The sequence below is a fragment of the Tessaracoccus rhinocerotis genome (assembly GCF_007197885.1).
Taxonomy (GTDB): domain Bacteria; phylum Actinomycetota; class Actinomycetes; order Propionibacteriales; family Propionibacteriaceae; genus Arachnia; species Arachnia rhinocerotis.
On sequence record NZ_VKKG01000004.1, the window covers coordinates 26,074 to 49,291 of the forward strand.

The 23,218-nt window shown below is 69.7% G+C and carries 21 protein-coding genes; 3 read left to right on the plus strand and 18 right to left on the minus strand.

What is annotated here, in order from left to right; translation table 11 throughout:
- Positions 1-52 precede the first annotated feature (52 nt).
- Positions 53-2,212 (plus strand): heavy metal translocating P-type ATPase, encoded by a 2,160-nt coding sequence (locus FOJ82_RS10190; protein WP_246099841.1) that lies wholly within the window; start codon positions 53-55, stop codon positions 2,210-2,212.
- A 9-nt stretch (positions 2,213-2,221) separates the two neighbouring features.
- Positions 2,222-2,845 (plus strand): VOC family protein, encoded by a 624-nt coding sequence (locus FOJ82_RS10195; protein ID WP_143938390.1) that lies wholly within the window; start codon positions 2,222-2,224, stop codon positions 2,843-2,845.
- 58 nt (positions 2,846-2,903) lie between these two features.
- Here FOJ82_RS10195 and FOJ82_RS10200 read toward each other — a convergent pair whose 3' ends face one another.
- The 14 genes from FOJ82_RS10200 to FOJ82_RS10265 form a co-directional block, all read right to left on the minus strand.
- The gene (locus FOJ82_RS10200) at positions 2,904-3,539 is read right to left on the minus strand and encodes a class I SAM-dependent methyltransferase (protein WP_143938391.1); all 636 of its coding nucleotides are present in this window, start codon (positions 3,537-3,539) and stop codon (positions 2,904-2,906) included.
- 460 nt (positions 3,540-3,999) lie between these two features.
- Entirely contained in the window at positions 4,000-4,995 is a 996-nt protein-coding gene (dhaK, locus tag FOJ82_RS10205) for a dihydroxyacetone kinase subunit DhaK (RefSeq protein ID WP_143938392.1), read from the minus strand.
- A gap of 43 nt (positions 4,996-5,038) precedes the next feature.
- Positions 5,039-5,674: a dihydroxyacetone kinase subunit DhaL gene (gene dhaL, locus FOJ82_RS10210; RefSeq protein ID WP_143938393.1), complete on the minus strand. Its 636-nt coding sequence runs from the start codon at positions 5,672-5,674 to the stop codon at positions 5,039-5,041.
- Between the two features lie 3 nt (positions 5,675-5,677).
- Entirely contained in the window at positions 5,678-6,448 is a 771-nt protein-coding gene (locus FOJ82_RS10215; protein WP_143938394.1) for an HAD-IA family hydrolase, read from the minus strand.
- 2 nt (positions 6,449-6,450) lie between these two features.
- The gene (locus FOJ82_RS10220) at positions 6,451-7,308 is read right to left on the minus strand and encodes a class II fructose-bisphosphate aldolase (RefSeq protein ID WP_143938395.1); all 858 of its coding nucleotides are present in this window, start codon (positions 7,306-7,308) and stop codon (positions 6,451-6,453) included.
- 110 nt (positions 7,309-7,418) lie between these two features.
- Positions 7,419-9,176, minus strand: coding sequence for a LuxR C-terminal-related transcriptional regulator (locus FOJ82_RS10225; protein ID WP_143938396.1), 1,758 nt, complete (start codon positions 9,174-9,176; stop codon positions 7,419-7,421).
- Positions 9,177-9,250: 74 nt separating this feature from the next.
- The gene (locus FOJ82_RS10230) at positions 9,251-10,168 is read right to left on the minus strand and encodes a sugar phosphate isomerase family (RefSeq protein WP_143938397.1); all 918 of its coding nucleotides are present in this window, start codon (positions 10,166-10,168) and stop codon (positions 9,251-9,253) included.
- Positions 10,169-10,264: 96 nt separating this feature from the next.
- Positions 10,265-11,446, minus strand: coding sequence for an ROK family transcriptional regulator (locus FOJ82_RS10235; protein WP_185975727.1), 1,182 nt, complete (start codon positions 11,444-11,446; stop codon positions 10,265-10,267).
- Between the two features lie 28 nt (positions 11,447-11,474).
- Positions 11,475-12,512: a Gfo/Idh/MocA family protein gene (locus tag FOJ82_RS10240; protein ID WP_143938399.1), complete on the minus strand. Its 1,038-nt coding sequence runs from the start codon at positions 12,510-12,512 to the stop codon at positions 11,475-11,477.
- On the minus strand, positions 12,509-13,381 hold the full coding sequence (locus FOJ82_RS10245) for a sugar phosphate isomerase/epimerase family protein (protein WP_143938400.1): 873 nt from the start codon (positions 13,379-13,381) through the stop codon (positions 12,509-12,511). The genes FOJ82_RS10240 and FOJ82_RS10245 overlap by 4 nt, the downstream gene beginning before the upstream one ends.
- Positions 13,378-14,355 (minus strand): ABC transporter permease, encoded by a 978-nt coding sequence (locus FOJ82_RS10250; RefSeq protein ID WP_143938401.1) that lies wholly within the window; start codon positions 14,353-14,355, stop codon positions 13,378-13,380. Before FOJ82_RS10250 ends, FOJ82_RS10245 begins: the two co-directional genes overlap by 4 nt.
- Complete coding sequence (locus tag FOJ82_RS10255) at positions 14,352-15,869, minus strand: sugar ABC transporter ATP-binding protein (protein ID WP_143938402.1); 1,518 nt, start codon at positions 15,867-15,869, stop codon at positions 14,352-14,354. Before FOJ82_RS10255 ends, FOJ82_RS10250 begins: the two co-directional genes overlap by 4 nt.
- Positions 15,870-15,958: 89 nt before the next feature.
- Positions 15,959-17,008: a sugar ABC transporter substrate-binding protein gene (locus tag FOJ82_RS10260; RefSeq protein ID WP_143938403.1), complete on the minus strand. Its 1,050-nt coding sequence runs from the start codon at positions 17,006-17,008 to the stop codon at positions 15,959-15,961.
- A gap of 31 nt (positions 17,009-17,039) precedes the next feature.
- Positions 17,040-17,855 carry a sugar phosphate isomerase/epimerase family protein gene (locus FOJ82_RS10265; RefSeq protein ID WP_143938404.1) on the minus strand — a complete coding sequence of 272 codons (816 nt, stop codon included), beginning with the start codon at positions 17,853-17,855 and terminating at the stop codon, positions 17,040-17,042.
- A gap of 152 nt (positions 17,856-18,007) precedes the next feature.
- Here FOJ82_RS10265 and FOJ82_RS10270 point away from each other — a divergent pair, with 152 nt between their 5' ends.
- The gene (locus FOJ82_RS10270) at positions 18,008-18,712 is read left to right on the plus strand and encodes a PIG-L deacetylase family protein (RefSeq protein ID WP_143938405.1); all 705 of its coding nucleotides are present in this window, start codon (positions 18,008-18,010) and stop codon (positions 18,710-18,712) included.
- A gap of 14 nt (positions 18,713-18,726) precedes the next feature.
- Here the strand turns inward: FOJ82_RS10270 and mshB are convergent, their stop codons facing one another.
- From mshB to FOJ82_RS10290, 4 genes are all read right to left on the minus strand, one after another.
- Positions 18,727-19,638, minus strand: coding sequence for an N-acetyl-1-D-myo-inositol-2-amino-2-deoxy-alpha-D-glucopyranoside deacetylase (gene mshB, locus FOJ82_RS10275; RefSeq protein WP_185975728.1), 912 nt, complete (start codon positions 19,636-19,638; stop codon positions 18,727-18,729).
- Positions 19,639-19,675: 37 nt separating this feature from the next.
- Complete coding sequence (locus tag FOJ82_RS10280; protein ID WP_143938407.1) at positions 19,676-20,464, minus strand: hypothetical protein; 789 nt, start codon at positions 20,462-20,464, stop codon at positions 19,676-19,678.
- A 140-nt stretch (positions 20,465-20,604) separates the two neighbouring features.
- The gene (locus FOJ82_RS10285) at positions 20,605-21,672 is read right to left on the minus strand and encodes a hemolysin family protein (RefSeq protein WP_185975729.1); all 1,068 of its coding nucleotides are present in this window, start codon (positions 21,670-21,672) and stop codon (positions 20,605-20,607) included.
- The gene (locus tag FOJ82_RS10290; RefSeq protein ID WP_143938408.1) at positions 21,669-23,030 is read right to left on the minus strand and encodes a hemolysin family protein; all 1,362 of its coding nucleotides are present in this window, start codon (positions 23,028-23,030) and stop codon (positions 21,669-21,671) included. Before FOJ82_RS10290 ends, FOJ82_RS10285 begins: the two co-directional genes overlap by 4 nt.
- Positions 23,031-23,218: the final 188 nt, after the last annotated feature.

Below are 23,218 nucleotides of genomic sequence, written 5' to 3' on the forward strand. Positions count from 1 at the left end.
CCTAGCCGAAAACACTCTTGTTACATACCCCCAGGGGGTATAAGGTGGCGCCATGGACATGCACGGACACGATGCAACCCAGACCTCGACCAAGCACGCGCGGCACGAATCCCCCGCCGAGCACGGCCACCACCAGGACCACTCGCCGCACGGCGACCATGCCGGCCATGAGAGTCCCGCCGGCCACGAGAACCATGCCGGACACGGCGGACACGGCGGACACGGGGGTCACGGCGACCACGTCGGCCAGTTCCGGCGACTGTTCTGGATCATGCTGGTGCTGGCCGTTCCGGTGGTGGCCTTCAACGACATGTTCGCCTCCCTGCTGGGCTACGACCTTCCCGACGCGGGCTGGGTCCGGTGGGTCTCGCCGGCGCTCGGCACCGTGCTGTACCTCTGGGGCGGCAGGCCGTTCCTGACGGGCGCGGTCTCCGAGATCCGCGACCGCAAGCCGGGGATGATGCTGCTGATCGGGCTGGCGATCACCGTCGCGTTCCTCGCTTCCTGGGGCTCCACGCTGGGCATCCTCGACCACCAGCTCAACTTCTGGTGGGAGCTCGCCCTGCTGGTGGTGATCATGCTGCTGGGCCACTGGATCGAGATGCGCTCACTCGCGCAGACCACCTCCGCCCTGGACTCACTCGCGGCGCTGCTGCCCGACGAGGCCGAGCGCGTCGAGGGTGACGACGTGGTGAAGGTCTCGCCCGCCGAGCTCGGGGTCGGCGACGTCGTGCTGGTGCGCCCCGGCTCCGCCGTACCCGCCGACGGCCGGATCGTCGACGGCAGCGCCAGCATGGACGAGTCCATGGTCACCGGCGAGTCCCGGACGGTGCGCCGCGAGGTCGGCGAGACGGTCGTGGCCGGCACGGTCGCCACGGACTCGGGCCTGCGCGTCGAGGTCACCGCCACCGGCGACGACACCGCGCTGGCGGGGATCCAGAAGCTCGTCTCCGAGGCCCAGAACTCGTCCTCGCGCGCCCAGCGGATCGCCGACACGGCCGCCGGGTGGCTGTTCTGGTTCGCACTCGGTGCCGCGGCCATCACGGCCGTCGTCTGGTCCGTCCTGGGCCTGCCGGACGAGGCGGTGGTGCGGACCATCACCGTGCTGGTCATCGCCTGCCCCCACGCCCTGGGGCTCGCGATCCCGCTGGTGGTCTCCATCGCCACCGAGCGGGCCGCCCGCCGTGGCGTCCTGGTCAAGGACCGCCTGGCGCTCGAGTCCATGCGCAGCGTGGACACCGTCCTGTTCGACAAGACCGGCACCCTCACCAGGGGCGAGCCCACCGTCGCCGACGTCGAACCCGCCGGGAGCCGCACCGCCGACGAGGTGCTGGCCCTCGCGGCGGCGGCCGAGAGCGACTCCGAGCACCCCCTGGCGAGGGCGATCGTGGCCGCCGCCGACCGCCGCGGGCTCGACGTCGCGGCAGCCACCGGGTTCTCGTCGTCGCCCGCAGTAGGTGTGAGGGCGCGCGTGGGCGGCGTCGTCGTCGAGGTCGGCGGACCGCACCTGCTGGATCGCGAGGGTCTCGACGAACTGCCCGTGGCCGACCAGTGGCGCAGCGAGGGCGCCATCATCCTGCACGTCCTGGCCGACGGCGAGGTGGTCGGTGCGCTTCGCCTGGCCGACGAGGTGCGGGCCGAGTCCCGGGCCGCCGTCGACGCCCTGCACGCGGCCGGTGCGCAGGTCGTCATGATCACCGGCGACGCGCAGGCGGTGGCCGACTCCGTGGCCGCCGAGCTCGGCATCGACCGCGTCTTCGCCGGCGTCCGCCCCGAGGACAAGGCCGCCAAGGTCTCCGAACTCCAGTCCGAGGGTCGCAAGGTGGCCATGGTGGGCGACGGCGTCAACGACGCCCCGGCCCTGGCGCAGGCCGACGTGGGCATCGCGATCGGCGCGGGAACCGACGTCGCCATCGGCTCGGCCGGCGTGATCCTCGCCAGCTCGGATCCGCGATCGGTGCTCTCGGTGGTGGAACTGTCCCGGGCCAGCTACCGCAAGATGAAGCAGAACCTGTGGTGGGCGGCCGGGTACAACCTGTTGGCTGTGCCGCTGGCGGCCGGCGTGTTGGCCCCGGTCGGCTTCGTCCTGCCCATGAGCGTGGGGGCGATGCTGATGTCGGCCTCGACGGTGGTGGTGGCGCTCAACGCCCAGCTGCTGCGCAGGCTGGACCTCCGGCCCGCCGGCCAACGAGGAGTCAGGGCCAAGGTCTAGAGTTCTGGCATGTCGCAGCTCGACCACATCGCCATCGCCGGACCGGACCTCGACGCGCTCGTGGCGCAGTTCCACGACCTGACCGGGGTCCAACCCGTCAAGGGTGGCCACCACGAGGGACAGGGCACCGCCAACTACCTCGTCGGGCTGGGTGAGGGCAGCTACATCGAGCTCATCGGCCCCGACCCCGATCGACCCGACCCGGACCAGCCCCGACCCCTGCGCGTCGACGAGGTCACCGAGACCACCGTCACCGGCTGGGCGGCGCGCCCCGACGACCTCGACGCCTTGGTCGCCTCCGCCCGCGAGGTCGGCCACGACCCGGGCGCCGTCATCGACATGGACCGACGCACCCCCGGCGGGGAGCTCGTCGCCTGGCGCCTCACCCCTCCCACGGGTGCCTTCGACGGAGTGGTCCCGTTCCTGATCGACTGGCTGGACACAGCCCATCCCTCAGACGGCCTGCCCCAGGTGCGCCTGCGCAGCCTCACCATCACCCATCCCGACGTCGACGGCGTCCGCGCGGCCCTCGCCTCGGTGGAGGCGCTCGACCCCGTCAGCGCGGTGAAGCCCGGCGCAGCCGGGATCGCCGTCGAGCTGGACACCCCCAAGGGACGGGTGCGCATCGGCTGACGGCGCGGGAAGGGCGCTCCGAGGCACGACGCGCCCGTGGAACGGGGAGACCGGGCGGTCAGCTCCGGGTGGCGACGGCCAGGAACATCGGGAACGCCTGCGAGTGACCGCCGTGGACTTCCAGTTCCTTGTCCACCTGGCCCGCGTCCTGGATGCGCACCTCCTCGAAGCCAGCCGCCTCCAACTGCTCGCGGAAGCTGTCGCGGGCGAAGCCGTGGTGGCCCTCGAAGTCGTCGCCCACGTGTGCGTGGAACGCGCCGTCGGGGTCCTGGTCCAGGTCGACCACCGCGAGCCAACCGCCGGGGTGGAGCAGTTCCTGGACGCGGGACAGCAGCCGTTGCATGTCCGGGACGTGGTGGAACGCCAGCATGCTCCACACGCCGTCGAAGGGTGCGAGGTCGGTGTCCTGCGTGGTGAGGTCGAGCTGCAATGCCGACATCTTCTCCGCCAGGCCCGCGTCCATGATGTTGCGGGAGGCCACCTCGACCATCCCCTTCGAGGCATCACTGACCACGATCTCGCCCACCGCGTCAGCCAGGTTGAGGCTCAACTGCCCCGTGCCCGCGCCGAGGTCGAGTACTCGTTCGACGCCCTTCAACGGCAGGGTGGCGCGGAGGAGGTCTGCGACCGTTCTTGCGCGTGCCAGCTTCGGCTCGTCGTCCCAGGTCTTCGCCGCGTCGTCGAATCTGCTCATGCGCAACAGTCTGCCGGACAGGACAGGCCGCGCGTCGGGTTGGGTCTCGACACGGGCGCGGGGCGCCCTACTCGACCGACGGTTCCTCGTTGGTCGAGTAGCGCCCGCGAGGTACGAGTGGGTGCGTGTCGAGACCACCCTGCGGTGTGGGAGTGGTCTCGACACGGGCGCGGGGCGCCCTACTCGACCGGCGGTTCCTCGTTGGTCGAGTAGCGCCCGCGAGGTACGAGTGGGTGCGTGTCGAGACCACCCTGCGGTGTCGGGAGTGGTCTCGACACGGGCGCCGGGCGCCCTACTCGACCGGCGGTTCCTCGTTGGTCGAGTAGCGCCCGCGAGGTACGAGTGGGTGCGTGTCGAGACCACCCTGCGGTGTGGGAGTGGTCTCGACACGGGCGCCGGGCGCCCTACTCGACCGACGGGTAGGGCGGGCGCCGGCGCCCTACCCGACCAACGAGGGAGGTCAGAAGATCCGGTTGACCACCTCGGCGGGCGCAAGCAGCAGGCGCTCGATCTCGTCGTCGAGCTTCACCAGCGTGATGGAGGCACCGGCCATCTCAAGCGACGTGCAGTACTCGCCCACGTAGCTGCGGGCGATCTCGATGCCTTGGGCCTGCAGCTTCTCTGCGGCGATGCCATAGACCAGGTACAACTCGCTGATCGGCGTCCCGCCGAGGCCGTTGACCATCAGCGCGACCCGGTCGCCGGAGGCGAACGGCAGGTCCGGCACGATCGCGCCCAGCATCTCGTCGACGATCTCGTCGGCGGAGACCAGCTTGGCGCGGCGACGTCCCGGCTCGCCGTGGATGCCGACGCCGATCTCCATCTCGTCCTCACCGAGATCGAACAGCGGCGCACCCTTGGCGGGCGGGGTGCAGGCGGTGAGTGCAACGCCCATCGTGCGCGTCACGGAGTTCACCTTCTCGCCGATCGCCTTCACCTCGGGCAGGCTAGCGCCCTCCTCGGCCAGCGCACCGCAGGCCTTCATCACGAAGAAGTTGCCGGCGACGCCGCGGCGCCCGACGGTCCACGTCGAGTCCTGGACGGCGACGTCGTCGTCGATGAACAGCGTGTCGACCAGGACGTCGTCGGCCTCGGCCATCTCCTGGGCCATCTCGAAGGCCATCCGGTCACCGGTGTAGTTGTTGACCAGCAGCAGCACGCCCTTGTCGGATGCCACCAGCTTGGCGGTCTCGTAGACGTAGTCGGCCGGCGGGGCGGAGAACACGTCGCCGGGGCAGGCGGCGTCGAGCATGCCGGGGCCCACCACCATCACGTGCGCGGGCTCGTGCCCGGAGCCGGAGCCCTGCACGAGGCTGACCTTGTCGTTGTTCGGCGCGTCGGCGCGCATGATCAGGTTGTACTCCGGCACGTACTTGATGGTCTCCGGGTTGGCCAGCGCGATGCCCTTGAGCATCTCGGGCACGAACTGCTTCGGGTCGTTGACGAACTTCTTCATGGCTTGTCCCCCTGGGATCTGTTGGTTGTGAGGTTGGGTTTCGTCAGTCTTCGGGCCAGGTCTCGGCCAGCTTCTCGGCGAGCACCGCGATCGCCGTCGCCCCGGCGTCCACCGAGCCGATGCTGCGTTCACCGGTGTAGCTGGCGCGGCCGCGCATCGCCTGCATGTCGATGGTGGCGTCGGCGCTGCTGCGGGCGGTCTCGGCGAAGGCGCGCATCGCCTGCTTCGGCGACGCGCCGTCGGCCAGGGCCTGCTCGAGGGCGTCGGTTGCCGGGACCAGGGAGTCGAGCAGCGTCTTGTCGCCGAGCTCGGCCTTGCCGCGGGCCTTGATCCCCTCGGCGGCGGCGCGCAGGCCGCGCACCACGTCGTCGCCTGTGAACTCGGCGTCGCCCTTCAGAGCGCCACCCATCCGCAGGAACGCCGTGCCCCAGATCGGTCCCGAGGTGCCGCCGATGCGCGCCGAGAACGCCATCGCGATCTTCGTGACGAACACCCCCGGGTCGGTGCGGTCGAACTCGTCCCACTTCTCCTGCACGATCTCGAATCCCCGCGCCAGTGAGTACCCGAAGTCGCCGTCGCCCACCACGGCGTCCAGCTCGCCGAAGTAGCGTTCGTTGTCTAGGATCTCCTGGGTGAGTGTCGAGATGACGCGCTCGACGTCGGCAAGTGTCCCCGGCATCAGTTACTCCTTCTGGTCCGCGATGAGCCGACGCAGGTCCGCGAGCTCGACGTACCGGCCCCCGAAGTCACCTGCCTCCGGCGTGGGTGGGATGGGCTCGTCAGGGTCGCCCAGGTGCGCCAGCACGCGGGCCGCTCCCGTGAAGTCCTCGTCGGCGGTGAAGGCGCTGGTGGTCACGACGGTGGTGAGGCCGGCCGCGACCGCCGCCCGGCAGCCGATCGCACTGTCCTCGACGACGACGCACTCGGCAGGGTCGAGCGCCAGGTCGTCCAGCACCAGCAGGTAGATGTCCGGCGCGGGCTTCTTGTGCGCGACGATGTCGCCGGCGAACACGTGGCACCGCGCCGCCTGCTCCTCACCGACGGCGTGCTCGAGCACCGCGCGCACGGACGCCTCGGCCGACGTCGACGCCACGGCCACCGTCCAGCCCTCCGCCAGCGCCGCGGTGATGACGCGCCGGATCCCCGGCCTGGGCGGCAGCTCGCCGGCGCGGGCGCGCTCCTGGAACAGCGCGGACTTGCGCTTGTGCAGCTGCGCGATCAGCTCGGCCCGCGCCTCCTCGCCGGGGTGGCCGTGCGCGGCGCAGAACTCGGGCGTCAGGTCGCTGGCCATGCGCTCCTTGCCGCCGCCGATCTGCAGCTTGACCCCGTACTCCTCGCGCGACCACTCGAGCGGGAGCCCGAACTCGGCGAACGTCTGGTTGAAAGCGGGCAGGTGGCCGTGGAGCTCGGTGTCGGCGAGCACGCCGTCGCAGTCGAAGATGATGTTGGGCACGCTCACGCCCTCCCGGCGCTGCCGAAGGTGTTGGCCATGTCCATCGCCAACTCCCGCATCGCCCTCGCCTGCACGTCGAACAGCTTCACCGGCTCCCACTTGTCGCTGGCCTCGCACTCCTTCAGGTACTCCAGCCCCGACTTCATGAACGCGTGCTTCAGCGCGGTGGAGATGTTCACCTTCGCGGTGCCGCGGGCGATCATCTCCTTGAACTGCTCGTCGGACAGGCCACTGCCGCCGTGCAGCGCGATCGGCACTGGGTGCGCCTCGACGATGGCGCTCACCCGCTCGAAGTCCAGCACCGGAGCCTCCTTGTACGCGCCGTGGGCGTTGCCCAGGGCGGGGGCGAAGACGTCCACGCCGGTGGCCTCCAGGTAGCGCAGCTGCACGTCGAGGGTCTGCCGCTCGCTGGGGGCGTCGGTGCCGAGGCCGTCCTCGACGCCGGTGATGGCCTCGATCTCGCCCTCGACGGCGGCCCCGTGCTTCCTGGCCTGCGCCACCACCTCGATGGTCTGGCGCTGGTTCTCCTCCACGGGCAGCTCGTGCGCGTCGAACAGCACCGACGTCCACCCCGTCTCCAGGCACTCGGTGATGACGTCCCGGTCCGGGCAGTGGTCCAGGTGGAGCGCCACCGGGATCTCGATGTCGCGGGTCAGCGACTCCCAGATGGCGAACAGCGTCCGCGCGCCCATCTGCTTGACCGTCTTGACCGAGGTCTGCACGATCAGCGGCGAGCGCACCTCGACGGCGCCCTCGAGCACGGCGGCCATGCTGAGTTCGTTGAACACGTTGATTGCCGGCACGCCGTAGCGCTCCGCGAAGGCGGGTGCGAGGATCTCCGGCAGTGGAGTGGTGGGCATCGTTGCTCCTGGTTCAGACCTGCTTGGTCCTCACCGTAGGCAGCGGGGCCGCCGCCCGGTATGGGGAATATCCCCCACCGATGGTGGGGGAGGTACCCAGCCCGACGGCCTCAGGTGCGCGTGATCAGCTCGGTGCGGCTGTGCACGCCGTGCTTCCGCAGCACCGACCCGACGTGTTTCTCGACCGTCTTCACCGAGATCCCGAGCCGGGTGGCCATCTGCTTGTCGGCCAGACCCGTCAGCAGCAGTTCGAGCACCTGCCGCTCCCGCGCGGTCAGGCGGACGTCGTCGGAGGGCGTCCCGTCCAGGCGGCGGAGGATGCCGCTGAAGACCAGCACGTCGCCCTGCGCCGCGGCGACGACGGCGCGGCCGAGCGCCGTGCCGTCGGCGTCGCGGGGGACGATGCCCTTCACGCCGGCCGTGGCCCAGTCCCGCATGGCGTGGTCGTTGTCCTCGTCGAGGAGTACCACGAGGGGGAGCTCCGGGTCGACGTCGTGTAGCACCCGCGCCAGCGCATCGGTGCCGCCCCGCGACGTGCGGCTGCCGATGAGTACGACGGCGGGGCGCAGCAACCGGACGGCATCGGGGGCTGCCTCCGCCTCGCCGATCTCGGCCACCACCTGCACGCCGGGCTCGCTGTGGTGGAGCAGGCGGACGATTCCCGCTCGCATGGCTGGCTGGTCGTGGACCACCACCACCCGCAGCCGCTCGGCGTCGCTGAGGTCGTCGGCCGCACCCCGGTACGGCAGGTCCGCCCGCACCCGGGTGCCCCAGCCGGGCGTCGAGTCGATCTGGACGTGCCCGCCCACCTGCGTGGCCCGCGCCACCAGGCCCGACAGCCCCACGCCGGCGGAGCGCTGCCCGGAGATGTCGAAGCCGCGGCCGTCGTCCTCGACGATCAGCGCCACGCCCTCGCTCTGGTAGACCAACCCGAGCCGCACGTTGGCCGCGTCCGCGTGCTGCGCGACGTTCGTGAGGCTCTCCTTGGCGATGCGGACGACCTGCGTTGCCACCTCGGGCCGCAGCGGCCGCGCGTCGCCGAAGGTGCGCAGCGACGTCGTCACCCCCGCGATCGCCTGGGTCCACTCCAGCTCCAGTGCGAGGGCCTCCTCCAGCGTCCGCCCGTCCGAGGTCTCCTGCGGACCCCACACGGCGCGGCGACCCTCGTGCAGGATCGCCTCCGCCGCCTGGCGCACCGAATGCAGCATCCCGGCGACCGGCCTGCCCCCGCGCGAGTGCTCCTCCAGCCGCTCCAGCTGGAGCAGCAGCGTCGCCAGCCCGCGCCCGAGGGCGTCGTGGACGTCCAGCATCGAGCGCTCCCGCTCCGCCCAGACGGCCGCCTCCTTGGCGCGCTCGGCCGTCTCCGCGTGCAGCCGGGCGTTGGTCATGGCGATCGCCGCATGCGTGGCGAACCGCTGCAGCAGGAGCGCGTCGGCGTCGTCGAACTCGTGCTCGTCGTCGGCGGCGAACACCACCAGCGAGCCGATCAGGTCGGAGCGGGAGCGGATCGGCACCCCGATCACCGCCCGGCGGTAGAGCTCGCTGGCGGGGGAGACGTGGCCGCCCGGGACGTCCGCGTAGTGGCGGAACCTGACCGGACGCCCGGCCCGTGCGACGGCGCCCGTGACGCCCTCGTCGAGGGGGAACACACGGCCAGCCTGGCAGCCGGCGTCCATGTCGATCTGCTTGCGGTAGGTGCTGGTGCGCGGGTCCACCAGGCACAGCGAGCCGCTGGAGCAGTCCAGCAGCTGCACCGAACTGCGCAGGATCAACTCCAGCAGGGGCTCCAGACGGAACTCCCCCGCGAGGTCGTTGGCCACGCGGCCAAGGGTGTCCAGTGACGCGAGGTCACGGTGCTCAGGCTGCATCGTTGCTCCTGTTGCTGTGGACCTCGATCGTATCCCCGCCCGGCGCCTCCCGAGCGGGGATGAGGACTTCGCGATCAGGACATGGTGAGGCGGACGTCGTCGGCGACGCCGCCCAGGATTGTGTAGTCGCAGCGGGTCTCCTGCAGGAAGGAGCCGGGCACGAACTCGTTGACGGGGCCGTGGGCCACGAGCCGGGCGATGAACCGCTGCCACGAGACGCCGCCGCCGAGGTCGCCGTCGAGCCAGAACGAGCGGTGCTTGGCCTCGAGGATGTCCTTGATGCCGACGGTGGCGGCCTTCGGCGGCACCCAGGACCAGTCGGCTCCGAAGGTGTGGAGCGCGTTCTGCATGATGGTCATCGGGTGCAGCTCGACGATGCGGCTGGGGGCGGCGCGGTAGGCGCCCAGGTCGCCCTCGAACTCGAACCCGAGGTGGGGCTCCCAGAAGGCGATGTGCCCGCTCCAGCCGATGCCGCCGTAACAGACGTCGGCCCCGCCCTCGTCCTCGATCATGCGCGAGTAGTCAGCGATGTTGTCCGAGTCCGGGAAGTGGATGTTCTCGGCCCTGGGCCTGAGGTGCTCGTCGACGCGTCCGAAGAAGTTCTCCCACATCGCCGACTTGAAGGAGCCCTCCCAGGACTCCGGTGCCGTGCGGCCCTCCTCGTCGGCGTACTCGTCCATGTTGAAGGTGACGACGTGGTCCAGGCTGAGACCCTCGGCGTTGATGGTGCGCGCCGCGATCTCGTACTGCGGGACAGGTCCCACCGGCAGGATCGCCACGAACTTGCGCCCCTCGTCGCGGGCAGCGCGGATGCGGTCGACGATGTCGTCGGCGAACGCCTGGTAGAGCGCTGCGCGGTCGTCCTCCACGCGGATCCGGAAGTCCGGGTTGGCGTGCTGGGTGATCTGTTCCCGCGTGATCTCGCGGGCCGCCTTCGCGGCGGCGGCGTCCCGGAAGGGGAGGAAGGCGGAAAGGGAGTACTCGAACGTCATGTTGTCCTCGCTCAGGCATGGCCCAGCGGCTTTGCTGGTAGCCAGAACGATACCGACAGTATGCAGATTTTGGAGGGAAATCTCCAAAGTCTGGAATTAAACCCCGAGGGCGGCGTTCACCTGGGCGGGGGAGAAGACATGGTCGATGATCGTCCAGGCCGCTCCCAGCGTGGAGGCGTTCTCTGCCGTCTCGGACTCCCTGATCGTCACGTCCCGCACCGCCAGGGGCAGCGAGCGGGCGTAGACGGCCGAGCGCAGGTTCTTGGTGAGCGGCTCGATGGTGGCCAGCAGACCGCCCAGCACGATGGCCTCGGGATTGAGGAAGTCGGCCAGCACGGCGACGGCACTGCCGATCGCGGTGCCCGCCGCGCGGGTGATCTCGAGAGCGTCGGGGTCGGCCCGGGAGGCGAGGGCCACCACCTCCTCGGTGGAGGAGATGTCGTGGCCGCGCTCCCGGAGGTGTTCGATGATGGCGGCACCACCGAAGGCGGCCTCGAGGCAGTCGTCCCGCCCGCAGATGCAGCGCCGGGAGAACTCCGAGCGGATCGGCATGTGCCCGATCTCGCCGGCGCCGCCGGAGTGGCCCCGGTGGACGTTGCGGTTCACGACGATGCCGCACCCGATGGCGGCCCCGAGCTTCAGGTAGATCAGGCTGTCCACGCCGGAGAGCACGGTCCGGTGCTCGCCGCGGGCCATCAGCGTGCCGTCGTTGTCGATGATCACCGGGACGCCGTACCACTCCTCGAAGCGCGGGGTCATCGACGCGCTGTTCCAGGAGTGCAGCAGCGTCGGGCCGACGATCTGGCCCGTCGAGGCGTCCACCGGCGCGGGGACGGACAGCCCGATCCCGCGCAGCGGGGGCCGGTCCCCGGGCAGCGCCGCGAGCGCCTTCTCCATCTGTTCGTGCAGCCACGCGAGTTCGTCCTCGATGTCGGGGGCGGCCGCGACGGCGTGCTCCTCGACGGTCAGGATCTGGCCCGTCATGTCGACGACGCACACGCGGGTGTGCCGCGAGCCGATGTGGGCCGCGATCACGATGCCCCAGTCGGGGTTGAGGCTGAGGGCGCGCGGCTTGCGGCCGGCCCTGGCGGTGCCGCGCTCGCCGAGGTAGCCGCGCTCCAGCAGGCTCTCCACGCGGGACGCCACGGTGGTGGGCGACAGGCCGGTCCGCCGAGCCAGTTCTGAGCGCGAGATCTCCGGGCTCTCGCGGACCAGTTGGAAGATCTCCCCGGGCGTCCACGCCAACGAACGCGCGGAGCCGGCCGCGCCGCCGTCCATGTCGCTCAGGGGAGTCTCGCTTCCTCGTCTAGCCGCTGCTGGGGGAGCCGGTGGCTTCCACATCCGACACCCTGCTGTCCACGACGACTCTCTGTCCCGTTTCCAACGACTCACGTGCGGCCAGCGCCACCTCGAGAGCCCGTACAGCAGAGCCAATAGTACTGAGCACGGGCTCCTCGCCCGCACCGACCCGGCCGAGGAAGTACTCGGCCTGCCGGGTGTACGGGTCGTCGCCGGTGATCTCCCTGGAGTAGCCGCCCTCTGCGGCCGCCAGTCGGTACGCGTTCACGCCCGGGTACGACGTCGCACCCTCCTGCTGGGTGGGCGACGCGGCCGAGAGCTCGTAGTCCGCCAGGCCGGCCTCGCCCACCAGGCTGATGCCTGCGGTGAACGGCGCCCCCGGTGCGAGGTCTGCGTGGCTGAGCACCTGGCCGAGGCCGCCGTCGGCGTACTCGATGGTGGTCTCGAACGGCCCGTACGTGCTGACCCGGTGCGACGTCACGGCGACGGGGCGGCCCAGGAAAAGGTTCATCTGGTCGAAGTCGTGGATCGCAAGGTCCACGATGGCGCCGCCGGACTTGCTCTCGTCGTGCCACCACTTGGCCCAGTCCGGCCGCTGCAGCATCCGGCGCGCCCGGGCGGACACGATCCGGCCCAGCCTGCCCGCCTCCACGTCCTCCCGCAGCAGCACGTGGCCGCCGAAGAACCGCACCACCTGCGCCACCATCAGGCTGCCCGACGCCGAAGCCGCGGCGTCGCGGATGGCCAGGGCGTCGTCGATGCTGAGGGCGATCGGCTTCTCGAGCAGCACGTGCTTGCCGGCCTCGAGGGCGGCGACGGTGATCTCGCGGTGGGTGGTGGTGGGCGTGCAGACCGAGACGATCTCCACCTCCGGGTCGGCCAGCACCGCCTCGAGGTCGGTCACCACCCGGGCGTTGGGTGCGGCCTCCATCGGGCCCCTCGGGCGGGGCGTGCAGACGTACTTCACGTTCTGGCCGAGCGCCGTCCACGAGGCGGCGTGGGTCTGGCCCATGTAGCCCTGCCCAATGATCGCGATACCTGTCATGGCTGTTCCTCCTGGTGTGTGGTCGGCGTCGACCAGTCGAAGATCCGGTCCATCGAGGCCGAGGTGTTGTGGATGAGCTGGTCGGTGTGGAAGCGGTACGGGGGCATCATCTCGGCCGAGACGTAGCCGGCGTAGCCGGTGTCCAGCAGCGCCCGGTTGACCGCAGGGAAGTCGACGTCGCCAGCCAGCAGGTCCACAAAGCTGTCGAACCCGCCGGGGGAGCGGCGGTAGTCCTTCACGTGGACCGCGACGATCCGCTCGCCCAGGATCCGGATCCACTGCTCCGGGTAGCCGGTCAGCAGCGCGTTGCCGATGTCGAAGTAGACGCCCACCGAGGGGTGGCCCACCGAGTCGACGAAGGCGCGCATCTCGAGCGGGGACAGCAGGAACTTGTTCCAGACGTTCTCGACGCCGATGCGCACTTCCGCCTGCTCTGCGTGGATCGCCAGCTCAGAGATCGCCTCGAGCGCGCGGTCCCACGCGGCGTCGTACGCCACCACCTCCGAGGGCGAGACGAAGTCGACGCCCACGTAGCCGGGTACCACCAGCACGGTGCCCGCGCCGAGCGCGTGCGCGACGTCGATCTGCCTGCGGATGATCTCTCGGGCCCGCCCGCGCACGGCGGCGTCGTCGCTGACGAGGTTGTTCTCCCAGACCAGCCAGGACGCCAGCGACGGCAGCTCCACCCCCGCGTCGGCCGCTCGTTGCCGGACCCGGGCCAGCTCCGCGTCGCTGGAGTCCAGCGCCACGTCGCCCGCCTCGGCGAGGCAGAACTCCAGCCCGCTGAAGCCCGCCGCGGCGGCCAGGTCGATGGCCTGCGAAGCCGTCGTCCCCTCCGCGAAGGACCAGTAGTTGATGCCCTTTTTCATGTTCGCCTCATCTTTCCGACGTTGCTCAGGATCACGGCCACGACGATGATGCCGCCGGTGACGGCCGTCTGGACGTAGGAGTTCACCGAGAGCACCGTCATGGCGTTGGAGATCACGCCCATCAGGATGACGCCGATGAAGGCGCCTCCGACGGTGCCGCGGCCGCCCTCGAACGTCACGCCGCCGATCACCGCTGCGGTGAGGGCGGACAGTTCGTAGCCCGTGCCGACGGTGGCCACGATCGAGTCGAGCCTGGAGACCAGCACGATGGACGCGACGCCGGCCAGGGCGCCTCCGATCATGTAGACCACCGTCTTGTACCGGTTCACCCGGATGCCGGAGAGATAGGCGTTGTCCTCGTTGCCGCCGATGGCCACGACGCGGCGACCGAAGCGGGTGTGGTTCAGCAGCACGTACATCAGGGCGACCACGACGAACAGGAAGATCAGCGTGGCGGGGAACACCCCGGCGATCCGGGTGCGGCCGATGAAGTCGAACGCGCCGTCGAAGCCCATGAACTGGCCGCCGGAGATCACCAGGGCGATGCCGAAGTAGACCCCGGACATGCCCAGCGTGATGATCAGCGGCATGGTCTTGGTGAGGCTGATGATCACCCCGTTGACGAGGCCGCACAGCGTGGCCGCGAGGATGCCGACCAGCACGGCCAGCCACACCGGCTGGCCGGCCGAGATCAGCGTCGAGACCACCACCCCGGAAAGGGCCATGATCATGCCGATGGACAGGTCGATGCCGCCCGAGATGAGCGCCAGCGCCATCGCCATGGTCAGGATGCCCAGCACCGAGACCTGCTGGAAGATGGATACGACGTTGTTGAGCTTGAGGAAGTTGGGGTTCACGGCCGTCACCGTGATGGCGATCAGCGCGAGCACCCCGAGCAGCAGGGCGTTCTGGCCGCGCAGCAGGCCGCGCGCAACGGTGCCCGCCCGCGACGGTGTGGTGGTGGTTGTGGTCATCTTCCCTCCAGGGCATGGGAGATGATCGACTCCTCGGAGACGTCATCCTTCTCCAGTACGGCGGCTACTGCCCCGCCGCGGACAACCAGCACTCGGTCGCTCATGCTGACCAGCTCGGGCATGTCCGAGCTGACCATGATGATCGACTTCCCCTGCTGGCACAGGTCTGTCATTGCGCTGTAGAACTCGGTCTTGGCGTTCACGTCGATGCCGCGCGTGGGCTCGTCGAAGATGAACACGTCGGAATCCACCAGCAGCCACTTGGCCAGGACCACCTTCTGCTGGTTGCCTCCGCTGAGGTACCGGACCTGTTGCCGCAGGTGCGCCATCTTGGTGCGCAGCTGCTCCAGCAGCGGCCGGGCGCGCGCGGCGGTGGCTGGCACGCTCATCAGCCAGCCCGGCGTGACCTCGTCGAGTCCCACGACGGTGGTGTTCTCCAGCACGCTCTGCCCCAACGCCAGACCGAGTCGCTGCCGGTCCTCGGTGATGTGGGCGATGCCCGAGTCGATGGCGTCCCTCGGGTTGCGGATGCGCAGTTCCCTGCCGTCGGCGACGATGCGCCCCGTGGCGTAGCCGTCAGCACCCGCGATGGCGCGCACGATCTCCGTGCGGCCGGAGCCGACCATGCCGGCGATGCCGAGGATCTCGCCGCGGCGCAGGTCGAAGCTGACCGGAGGCGACATCGGCGTAAGCCGCAGCTCCTCGACGCTGAGCCGCACCTCCCCGACCTCGTGCGGCACCTTCGTGTAGAACATCTCGATGGGCCGGCCGACCATGTCGTTGGTGACCTTGCCCAGGTCGACGTCGCGGTGCTGGTTGTCGGTGGTGCTGACCAGTTGGCCGTCGCGCAGGACGACGATCCGGTCAGCGATCCGCTGCACCTCGCCCAGGAAGTGCGAGATGTAGATGACGCTGATGCCTGCCTCGGCGATCCGCCTGACGACGTTCAGCACCCGGTTGGCGTCCTCGACGTTGAACATCGACGTCGGCTCGTCCATGATCAGCACCCGCGGGCGCAGCACGAGCGCCTTGAGGATCTTGACGAACTGCTGCTCGGAGACCGACAGCTGCTCGACGCGGCGGCGCGGGTTCAGCTCGATCCCGAGGAACTCGGACTCCTCGCGCAGTTTGGCGCGCATCGCCCTTCGGTCGATGAACAGGCCACCCATGGTGGGCTCGCGCCCGACGAACATGTTCTCAAGGACGCTCATGGTGGGGACGAGCAGGTTCTCCTGGTGGATGATGTTGATGCCCAGCTCCTGGGCCTGGACGGGCGTCAGGTCGTGGTGTTCGACCCCGTCCATCTCGATGGTGCCCGCATCCGGCTGGTAGCCGCCGGAGAGGATCTTCATCAGCGTCGACTTGCCGGCACCGTTCTCCCCGCAGACGCTGAGCACCTCGCCGGGGAGGACGTCGAACGTCACCTCCCGCAGCGCCGCGACGCCCGCGAAGCTCTTGCTGATGCCGCGCACGGACAGCCGCGGCGGCGGTGTTGTGTTGTCACTGGCTGTCATGGCCACCCTTCCTGCCGTCGTGCTCCCTGCGTGCGAGGGGGCATCCGCTCGTCACCGCGCGGACGCCCCCCGGCCTGCACCTGAGGTGACTACTGGATGCCGCCGATGTACTCCACGGCCGAGTCGCTGGGCTCCCAGCTGACGGCCTCGGCGATGTTGCTCGCATCCACCGGGATGATGGGCAGCGGCGTGAACTTCTCCGGCGTGTTGCCGAGGACCACGAACTGGTAGAGGTTCTTGAACGTGGTCAGGCCCTGTAGCGAGACCGGGGCGGACATCGTCGCCGTGATGTCGCCGTCCTCGATCATCTTCAGACCGTCGGGGCCGCCACCGGTGGCCACGATGGGGACGTCGCCGATGCCAGCCTCGTCGAGCGCGTTCTTGACGCCCTTGCCCATCTGCTCGTTGTTGGCGAACACGACGTCGAACTCGGTGCCCGCATTGATCGCGTCGGCGGTGACGTTCATGGCGAGCTCGGTCTCCCAGTCGCCGTGGACGGTGTCGACGATGGTGATCTCGTTGCCGAGTTCGGCCATCGCGCGGTCGATGCCCTCCTGGTAGGTCTCGTAGACGCCGCCGCCCTTGGCGCCGGCGACGAACAGCACGTTCGCGCCGGGGTAGGTCTCGGCGATGTAGTTCATCGCCTCCTCGCCGATCAGGTCGTACTCGGCCGCGATGACGGAGACGTACTCGCTCTCCTCGAGGTCGGGAAGGGTGTTCTCGAACGTGACTGGGATGCCGGCGTCGGCGGCCATCTGGCCCAGCGTCGCCGCCTGTTCGGGCGAGATCGGGAACACGGAGATGCCGTCCACGTCCTTGGCGATCAGCTCCTCCATGAGGGAGACCGACTTCTCCAGGCTGTTCTCGGCGTCGAGGGTGATCACCTCGACGGGCTCGTCTACGTGGCCGGTCGCGAACTCGAAGGCGTCGGCGCTGTACTTGTTCCAGACGTCCTTCATGTTGTAGGCGATGTTGCCGAAGACGTACGACTCGCCGTTCTTGGGGCCTTCGGCGGAGACCTCCTCGGCGGTGTTGGCGGGTTCGCCGTCGGTGGGCTCCTCGCCCTCGGTGGTGCATCCGGTGAGGGCGAGCGCGAGGGCGGCGCCCACCGCCAGGGCCTTTGTGAGCTTGCGAAACATGTGTGGTCCTAACTTCGAGTCTGGCGGGTTGTCAGTGGCTGGCGAGCAGTTTGCGGGTGTTGTCGGCCGCGGTGGCGAGGGCCTCGTGGACGGCCTCGACGGAGCCGGGGCCCTCGGGTGTGAACTCGATCTCGATGCTCAGCGGGGCGTTGTTGCCGGCCTCGGCAAGGGCGGTGAACGTCTTGTCGAAGTCGATCTGGCCGGTTCCGACGGCCGGGAAGTTCCACTCCGTGCGCTCGCCGGCCTTGTCCTTGAGGTGGATGGAGTCGACCTTGGCGACGCTGGCCGCCAGGTCCTCGTGGGGGACGACGTCGCCGTAGAAGATCGCGTTGGCGGTGTCGTAGGTGATGCCCAGGTTGTCGTGGCCCACCTTCTCCAGGAGGGCGGCCACCTCCTGGCCCGAACCGTAGTTGTTGCCGTGGGTCTCGATGTTGAGCCTGACGCCCCGGTTCTGCGCCTCGCCCGCCAGGTCCCGGAGGATGCCGACGAGCTCGGAGTCGTCCTCGATCACGGTGGCGTCGTCGTGGGTCTCGCCCGTGCTGGTGACGACGTACTGGACGCCGAGGCGCTGGGCCAGGTCGAGGTTCTCCAGGAAGTCCCCGCGTCCCTCCTGGGTGAGGATGTTGGTGTGCCCGCACATGCCGATCGCCTCGATCTGGTTCTCGGCCAGCAGGGACTTGAGGGCCGTCACCTCCTCGTCGGTCATCTCGTGGCGGGCGTGTTCGGTCCAGCCGCGGACGGCGGCCAGCTCGATGTAGCCGATCCCCGCCGCGCGGGCGCCGGCAACAGCTTCCTCCACAGTGAAGCCGTGGTACGTGTTGCTGTTCAGACAAACCGCGTTCTTCATCCTTGAAGCTCCTTCGCTCGGCCTGCGACGATGCAGGTCTGACACGAAGACTACAGACAGATTTGCGGTTTGTGGAGGTCTATCTCCAAATTTTGGATATAACTAGTCGTGGGCTCATCGCCGAGCCTCCTCATCAGGAAGGGCCAGGAGCCATGAAGGTACTCGCGGTTGGAGCACACCCGGACGATCTCGACATGCTCTGCGGGGGGACACTCGCGCGCTACGTCCGCGAGGGAGCAGCCGTCACGATGGCAACGGTCGCCAACGGGAACCGCGGCTCGTTCGAGCACACCCGCGAGGAGATCGCGGCCATCCGCTACGACGAGGCGGCGGCCGCCGCGCGGGTCCTCGGCGCCGAGTACCGGTCCCTGGGGGTGGGGGACACCGAGATCAACTCGGCCGACCAGGCGCAGCTGTTGCTCGTGACCGAACTCGTCCGCTCCGTGGCTCCCGACGTCGTGATCACCCACTACGGCGACGACTACATGCCCGACCACAACGAGACCTCCAGGCTCGTCGAGGCCGCCACCTTCTTCGCCACCGTCCCGCTGTACGAGACCGAGTCCGCGCCGACGCAGACCGTCGCGCCGCTGTTCTACATGGACACCCTCGGCGGGGTCGGTTTCGTGCCCACCGAATACGTGGACATCACCGACGTGCACGAGCAGAAGCTCTCGGCCGTGGCGTGCCACACCAGCCAGGTCGGCTGGTTGCAGGACCACGACGGCGTCGACACCCTCGGCAACACCCGCATCGGGGATCTCTACCGGGGCAACCAGTGCGGTGTCACCGCCGCCGAGGGCTTCCGCCAGAGCGTGCACTACCTGCGGCTGACCACCAGGCGGCTGCTGCCGTAGGGCCGGGCGCGGGGTCAGTCGTCCAGGTCGAGGCCCGCGAACAGGTCCTCGGCGGGCCCCTCGCTCCGCGGGAACGGCACGCCGGCGGCGTAGAGGTACGCCTCGCCGGAGCCCTCGAGGCCACGCATGATCTCGAAGAACTGCCAGAACTCGTTGCCGGGGTCCACTTGGCTGCGGTGCGCCAAGAGCGCCTCGCTGGCCTGAGCGGCGTACTGGCCGTATGGGACCACGGCGACGATCTGCGACGGGTCGGCGCTGCGGTCGCGGCGGCTCTCCTGCTCCTCGGCGTCGTCGAACAGGCTGATGCCCTGCTCCTTGGCCACCTCCACGGCCCGGTGCCAGACCAGTGTGTTGTGGGTGCTCCAGAGCAGGCGCGGCACCTGCCAGGCCTCGCCCAGGTCCGGCCGGTGCGAGGGGACGCCGGCCAGCAGCGTCGCGTACATGGTGACGCGGTGGGCCTGGATGTGGTCGGGGTGGCCGTAGCCGCCGAAGGTGTCGTAGCTGCTGACCACGTGGGGTCGGCGGTCGCGGATGACCTCGACGAGGTGGTTGGCGGCCTCCAGGATGTCCGCGCTCCAGAACGCGCCGTCGGGCAGCTGCTCGTGCGGCGGCGGGCAGGCGTTGCCGAACTCGTCGCGGTCCATGCCCGAGTCGTGGTAACGCCCGGGGCCTCCGAGCCAGACGTGGTCGTCCACGCCCATGATGCCGAGGGCGGCGGCGAGCTCCTCGATGCGGTGCTTGCCGAGTTCGGACGGGCTGAAGTGCGCCCAGTCATCGACCAGGATCTCGCCCATCTCCCCGAGGGTGCACGTGACCAGCGTCACCTGGGCGCCCTCTGCCACGTACCGGCTGAGGGACCCGGCCGACTGGCTGGACTCGTCGTCTGGATGCGCATGGACGAAAAGGATGCGGCCGTTGTTAGTCACGTCTCCCAACCCTAGTCCGTCTCGTTCCACATGAGCCTCAACTCGTGAGGTCCTCGTACAGGCGACGCAGTTCCTCCCCCATCCGCTCGGCGCTGCGCGCGGCGTCGCGACGCTGGACCCCCAGCTCGGTGAGGCGGAGGCTGAGGTTGCGCACGCCGTCGGTCAGTACGCAGCTGGTCCAGCCGGGGGTGGAGGCCAGGTCCGTCTCGGAAGGCAGGCCCGTCTCCGCGTCCAGGGTGACGACCGTTGACTGGAGCGTGCACACCACGTCGGTGGAGGAGTACGAGACCACCACGGGCAGGCCCGCGGAGCCAGCCGGGGCGCTCCCGGTGGAGGGCAGCGACGGGGGCAGGATCCCGTTCAGGATCGTGTACTCCACCCCGCTGCCGCCCACGGAGTAGAACATGCCCGCGCCGTCGCCCCCGTAGGCGAAGCGGAATCCCTCGACCTGTCGGGCGAAGTTGGCGTCGAGCCGTCCCACGGCCTCGGTGTCGTTCAGGTCGCGCGGGAGGAGGTCGTCACGCAGCAGGCCGAGCACCTCGCGCGGGAAGACGTCGGGGGTGATGGGCAGGGAGTCTCCGGACCCGTTGCTGGCGTTCAGGGCGATGACGGTGCCCACGACGCCGACGGCGATCCCGAGTGTTGCGGCGATTGCCAGGTCGAGGCGGCCGCGCTTCGGCGCCTCCTCGGGCGGGTCGAGGACGTCGCCCAGCTCCACCAGCTCCGGCTCGCGTTCGTCGTCGCCCCACACCGACCGGTGGGGCGTGCGGTGCACGTCCGTTCCACCGGGGTGACTGCCCGGCCGTTGGAACGGCTCGTCCGACATGGGGCGATTCTACGCCCCGGGCCGGCGTCCGAACAGGGCTGAGGGCGACGTCGCGCCGACCCCAGCGCAACAGTGTCGCGCAAGGCGTCGACCACGGCGCCCAGCGCAACACTGTCGCGCTGGGGCCGCGGTCGCTTCGGTCAGACCGTCCGATGCGGGTGTGCGCTCTTCACCGACGGCGCGCGCTCGGCCCCGGCGGCGGGCGTGGTCTGCCGGATTGGCAGCATCCGCAGCATGATGTCGGTCACGGACAGCAACCCGGTCTCGACGCCGTCCTCGCACACCAGCGCGAGCTGGGTGCCGCCCTCGCGCATCTCACGCAGCGCCTGGGCCAGCGGCGTGGCGGCATCCAGGACGAGCGCCTGGCGTGCGAGCGAGCCGGCGGTCTGGCCCTGGGCCGCGTCCTGGAGGGTGTCACGCACGTGCACCACGCCGCTCGTGCGCCCGTCCTCGCGCACGATGATGCGACGGTGGGCGCTGTCGATGCTGGCCTGCTGGATCTCGGCGACGGTCGCGTCGGGGCGCACCCACGTGATGTCGTCGTGGACGGCGACGTCGGCCACCGTGAGCTCCCGCAGGTCGAGAGCGCTGGCGAGGGTGGCCCGGTAGCCGGCGTCCAGTGCCCCGACGTTGGCGGAGTGCTCCACGAGGTGGCGCAGGCTGTCTGGGTCCTGCCCGCTGGACAGCTCGTCCACCACGGGCGAGCCGGCCTTGTGGACGAGCCAGTTCGCGGCGCCGTTGAGCGCCTTCAGGGCCGGTCGGGTGACCGCCATGAACGCGCGCATCGGCAGGGACAGGAGCATCGCGGACTTCTCCGGATGCGCGATCGCCCACGACTTCGGCGCCATCTCGCCCACCACGAGGTGCAGGAAGGTGACGAGGAACAGCGCCAGCACGAAGGCGACGACGTCGGCCACGGCCACCGGCATGCCCGTCAGATCCAGCACGGGCATGAGCGCGTGGTGGACCGCGGGCTTGGTGATGGCACCGAGCGCCAGCGTGCACACGGTGATGCCCAACTGGGAGCCAGCGAGCAGCAGGGTCAGCTCTGAGGAGTTCTTCAGGGCCGCGCGGCCGGCCGCCGACTCCTTGGCGGCCTGCTCCAGGCGGTGCCGCTTGGCCGACATCAGCGCGAACTCGGCGGCCACGAAGAAGGCGGACAGGAAGATGATGACGACGGTCCAGATGGTCACCCACATGCCGCTCATGACTCCACCCCCTCGTCGCCGGACTCGGGCATCGTCAGTTCGATCAGTGAGGGCACGTGGTTGTCGATTTCCAACACCTTCGCAGTCAGGAACCGTGGCTCTGGGTCGGACTCGGTCAGGTCCTCGGGCGAGGGCGGCAGTTCCACGCGGGTGGTGTCGCCCTCCTTGGGGAGGCCGCCGAAGTGCTGGATCACGAGCCCGGCGACGGTCTCGTAGTCGCCGCGCGGCAGGCCTTGGTGGATGGTGCGCTCGACCTCGTCGACGTGCACCTCGCCGCTGACCTGCCACACCCCCTCGCCGAGGTCGTCGAGTTCCTCCGGTGCCGAGGGGTCGTGCTCGTCGGTGATGTCACCGACGACCTCCTCGGCCAGGTCCTCGATGGTGATGATGCCGGCGAAGCCGCCGTACTCGTCGACGACGCAGGCCAACTGCTCGCCCGCCTCGTCCATCAGGGTCAGCGCGTCGGGCAGGGCCATCGACTCAGCCACGACGAGCGGCTCGGCGGCCAGTTCCTCGATGGGGCGGTCGCGGTCATTGCCCGCGGAGAGCACGTGGGTGAGGTGGATGATGCCGATGATCTTGTCGTCCTCGTCCACGACGGGGTAGCGGGTGTGGCCGGTGGCCATCAGTTCCCGCACCTCGGAGGTGGGCGTCCCGGCGCGCACCACGTCGATCCGCGGCCGCGGGATCATGGCGTGCTCGGCGTCGCGGTTGGGGAAGTCCAGGATGCGGTCCAGCAGGATGGACAGCTCGGGGGACAGGTCGCCGGTCTCGCGGGAGGCGTCGATGAGGCGCTCCAGGTCACGCGCCGTGGCGGAGTGCTCGACGTCGTGGACGGGCTGGATGCGCAGCAGCTTCAGCAGCCCCTCGGCGGCGCGGTCGAACACCCAGATCAGGGGTCCGAAGATCGCCAGGTAGATCTGGGTGCTGCGGGCCAGCCAACCGGCCACCTTGGTGGAGTTGGCGATGGAGTAGTTCTTGGGGAACAGCTCACCGAACAGCATCTGGATGAACGTGGAGTAGGCGATTGCCAGCACGCCGCCGATGCCGACGGCGATCGCGGTGGTGGCGCCCGGCGCCAGTTCCGCCAGGGCCTGGCCGATCAGCGGCTCGGCGACGTAGCCCACCAGCAGCCCGGTCACGGTGATGCCCAGCTGGGCGCCGGAGAGCATGAAGGAGGTGCGCCGCGTGATGTCCAGGCTGCGTGCGGCGGCTGCATCGCCCGCAGCGGCGCGGGCCTGCAACTTGGAGCGGTCTACCGCCATGTAGGCGAACTCCTGGGCCACGAAGTATCCGGTGGCGACGGTGATCAGCAGGACCACCACCAGGCCCACGAGCAGTGACACGACCGGTGTCATCGGGGTGCCCCCATCCTCGGGGGCCTGAGACTATGGGATTTCATCTCTCGGCCCCCCGGGTAGACGGGGGCTCGGGTTGGGACGGGTGGTCCATGATGCCTCTCGACGTGTGACGTTTCCGCCGATTCTAACGTCTCCCAGACACAGCGCCCGTGCGTTAGCACAGGGCGGGGCTTCACGCCACGGGG

Bases quoted from the DNA above. Each gene is read 5' to 3' on its own strand.
- FOJ82_RS10245 (WP_143938400.1), bottom strand. From the start codon at position 13,381: ATGAAAAAGGGCATCAACTACTGGTCCTTCGCGGAGGGGACGACGGCT.
- dhaK (WP_143938392.1), bottom strand. From the start codon at position 4,995: ATGAAGAAGTTCGTCAACGACCCGAAGCAGTTCGTGCCCGAGATGCTC.
- FOJ82_RS10285 (WP_185975729.1), bottom strand. From the start codon at position 21,672: ATGAGCGGCATGTGGGTGACCATCTGGACCGTCGTCATCATCTTCCTG.
- FOJ82_RS10250 (WP_143938401.1), bottom strand. From the start codon at position 14,355: ATGACCACAACCACCACCACACCGTCGCGGGCGGGCACCGTTGCGCGC.
- FOJ82_RS10280 (WP_143938407.1), bottom strand. From the start codon at position 20,464: ATGTCGGACGAGCCGTTCCAACGGCCGGGCAGTCACCCCGGTGGAACG.
- FOJ82_RS10220 (WP_143938395.1), bottom strand. From the start codon at position 7,308: ATGCCCACCACTCCACTGCCGGAGATCCTCGCACCCGCCTTCGCGGAG.
- FOJ82_RS10235 (WP_185975727.1), bottom strand. From the start codon at position 11,446: ATGGACGGCGGCGCGGCCGGCTCCGCGCGTTCGTTGGCGTGGACGCCC.
- FOJ82_RS10195 (WP_143938390.1), top strand. From the start codon at position 2,222: ATGTCGCAGCTCGACCACATCGCCATCGCCGGACCGGACCTCGACGCG.
- FOJ82_RS10255 (WP_143938402.1), bottom strand. From the start codon at position 15,869: ATGACAGCCAGTGACAACACAACACCGCCGCCGCGGCTGTCCGTGCGC.
- FOJ82_RS10270 (WP_143938405.1), top strand. From the start codon at position 18,008: ATGAAGGTACTCGCGGTTGGAGCACACCCGGACGATCTCGACATGCTC.
- FOJ82_RS10190 (WP_246099841.1), top strand. From the start codon at position 53: ATGGACATGCACGGACACGATGCAACCCAGACCTCGACCAAGCACGCG.
- FOJ82_RS10290 (WP_143938408.1), bottom strand. From the start codon at position 23,030: ATGACACCGGTCGTGTCACTGCTCGTGGGCCTGGTGGTGGTCCTGCTG.
- FOJ82_RS10225 (WP_143938396.1), bottom strand. From the start codon at position 9,176: ATGCAGCCTGAGCACCGTGACCTCGCGTCACTGGACACCCTTGGCCGC.
- FOJ82_RS10240 (WP_143938399.1), bottom strand. From the start codon at position 12,512: ATGACAGGTATCGCGATCATTGGGCAGGGCTACATGGGCCAGACCCAC.
- FOJ82_RS10200 (WP_143938391.1), bottom strand. From the start codon at position 3,539: ATGAGCAGATTCGACGACGCGGCGAAGACCTGGGACGACGAGCCGAAG.
- dhaL (WP_143938393.1), bottom strand. From the start codon at position 5,674: ATGCCGGGGACACTTGCCGACGTCGAGCGCGTCATCTCGACACTCACC.
- FOJ82_RS10230 (WP_143938397.1), bottom strand. From the start codon at position 10,168: ATGACGTTCGAGTACTCCCTTTCCGCCTTCCTCCCCTTCCGGGACGCC.
- FOJ82_RS10260 (WP_143938403.1), bottom strand. From the start codon at position 17,008: ATGTTTCGCAAGCTCACAAAGGCCCTGGCGGTGGGCGCCGCCCTCGCG.
- FOJ82_RS10265 (WP_143938404.1), bottom strand. From the start codon at position 17,855: ATGAAGAACGCGGTTTGTCTGAACAGCAACACGTACCACGGCTTCACT.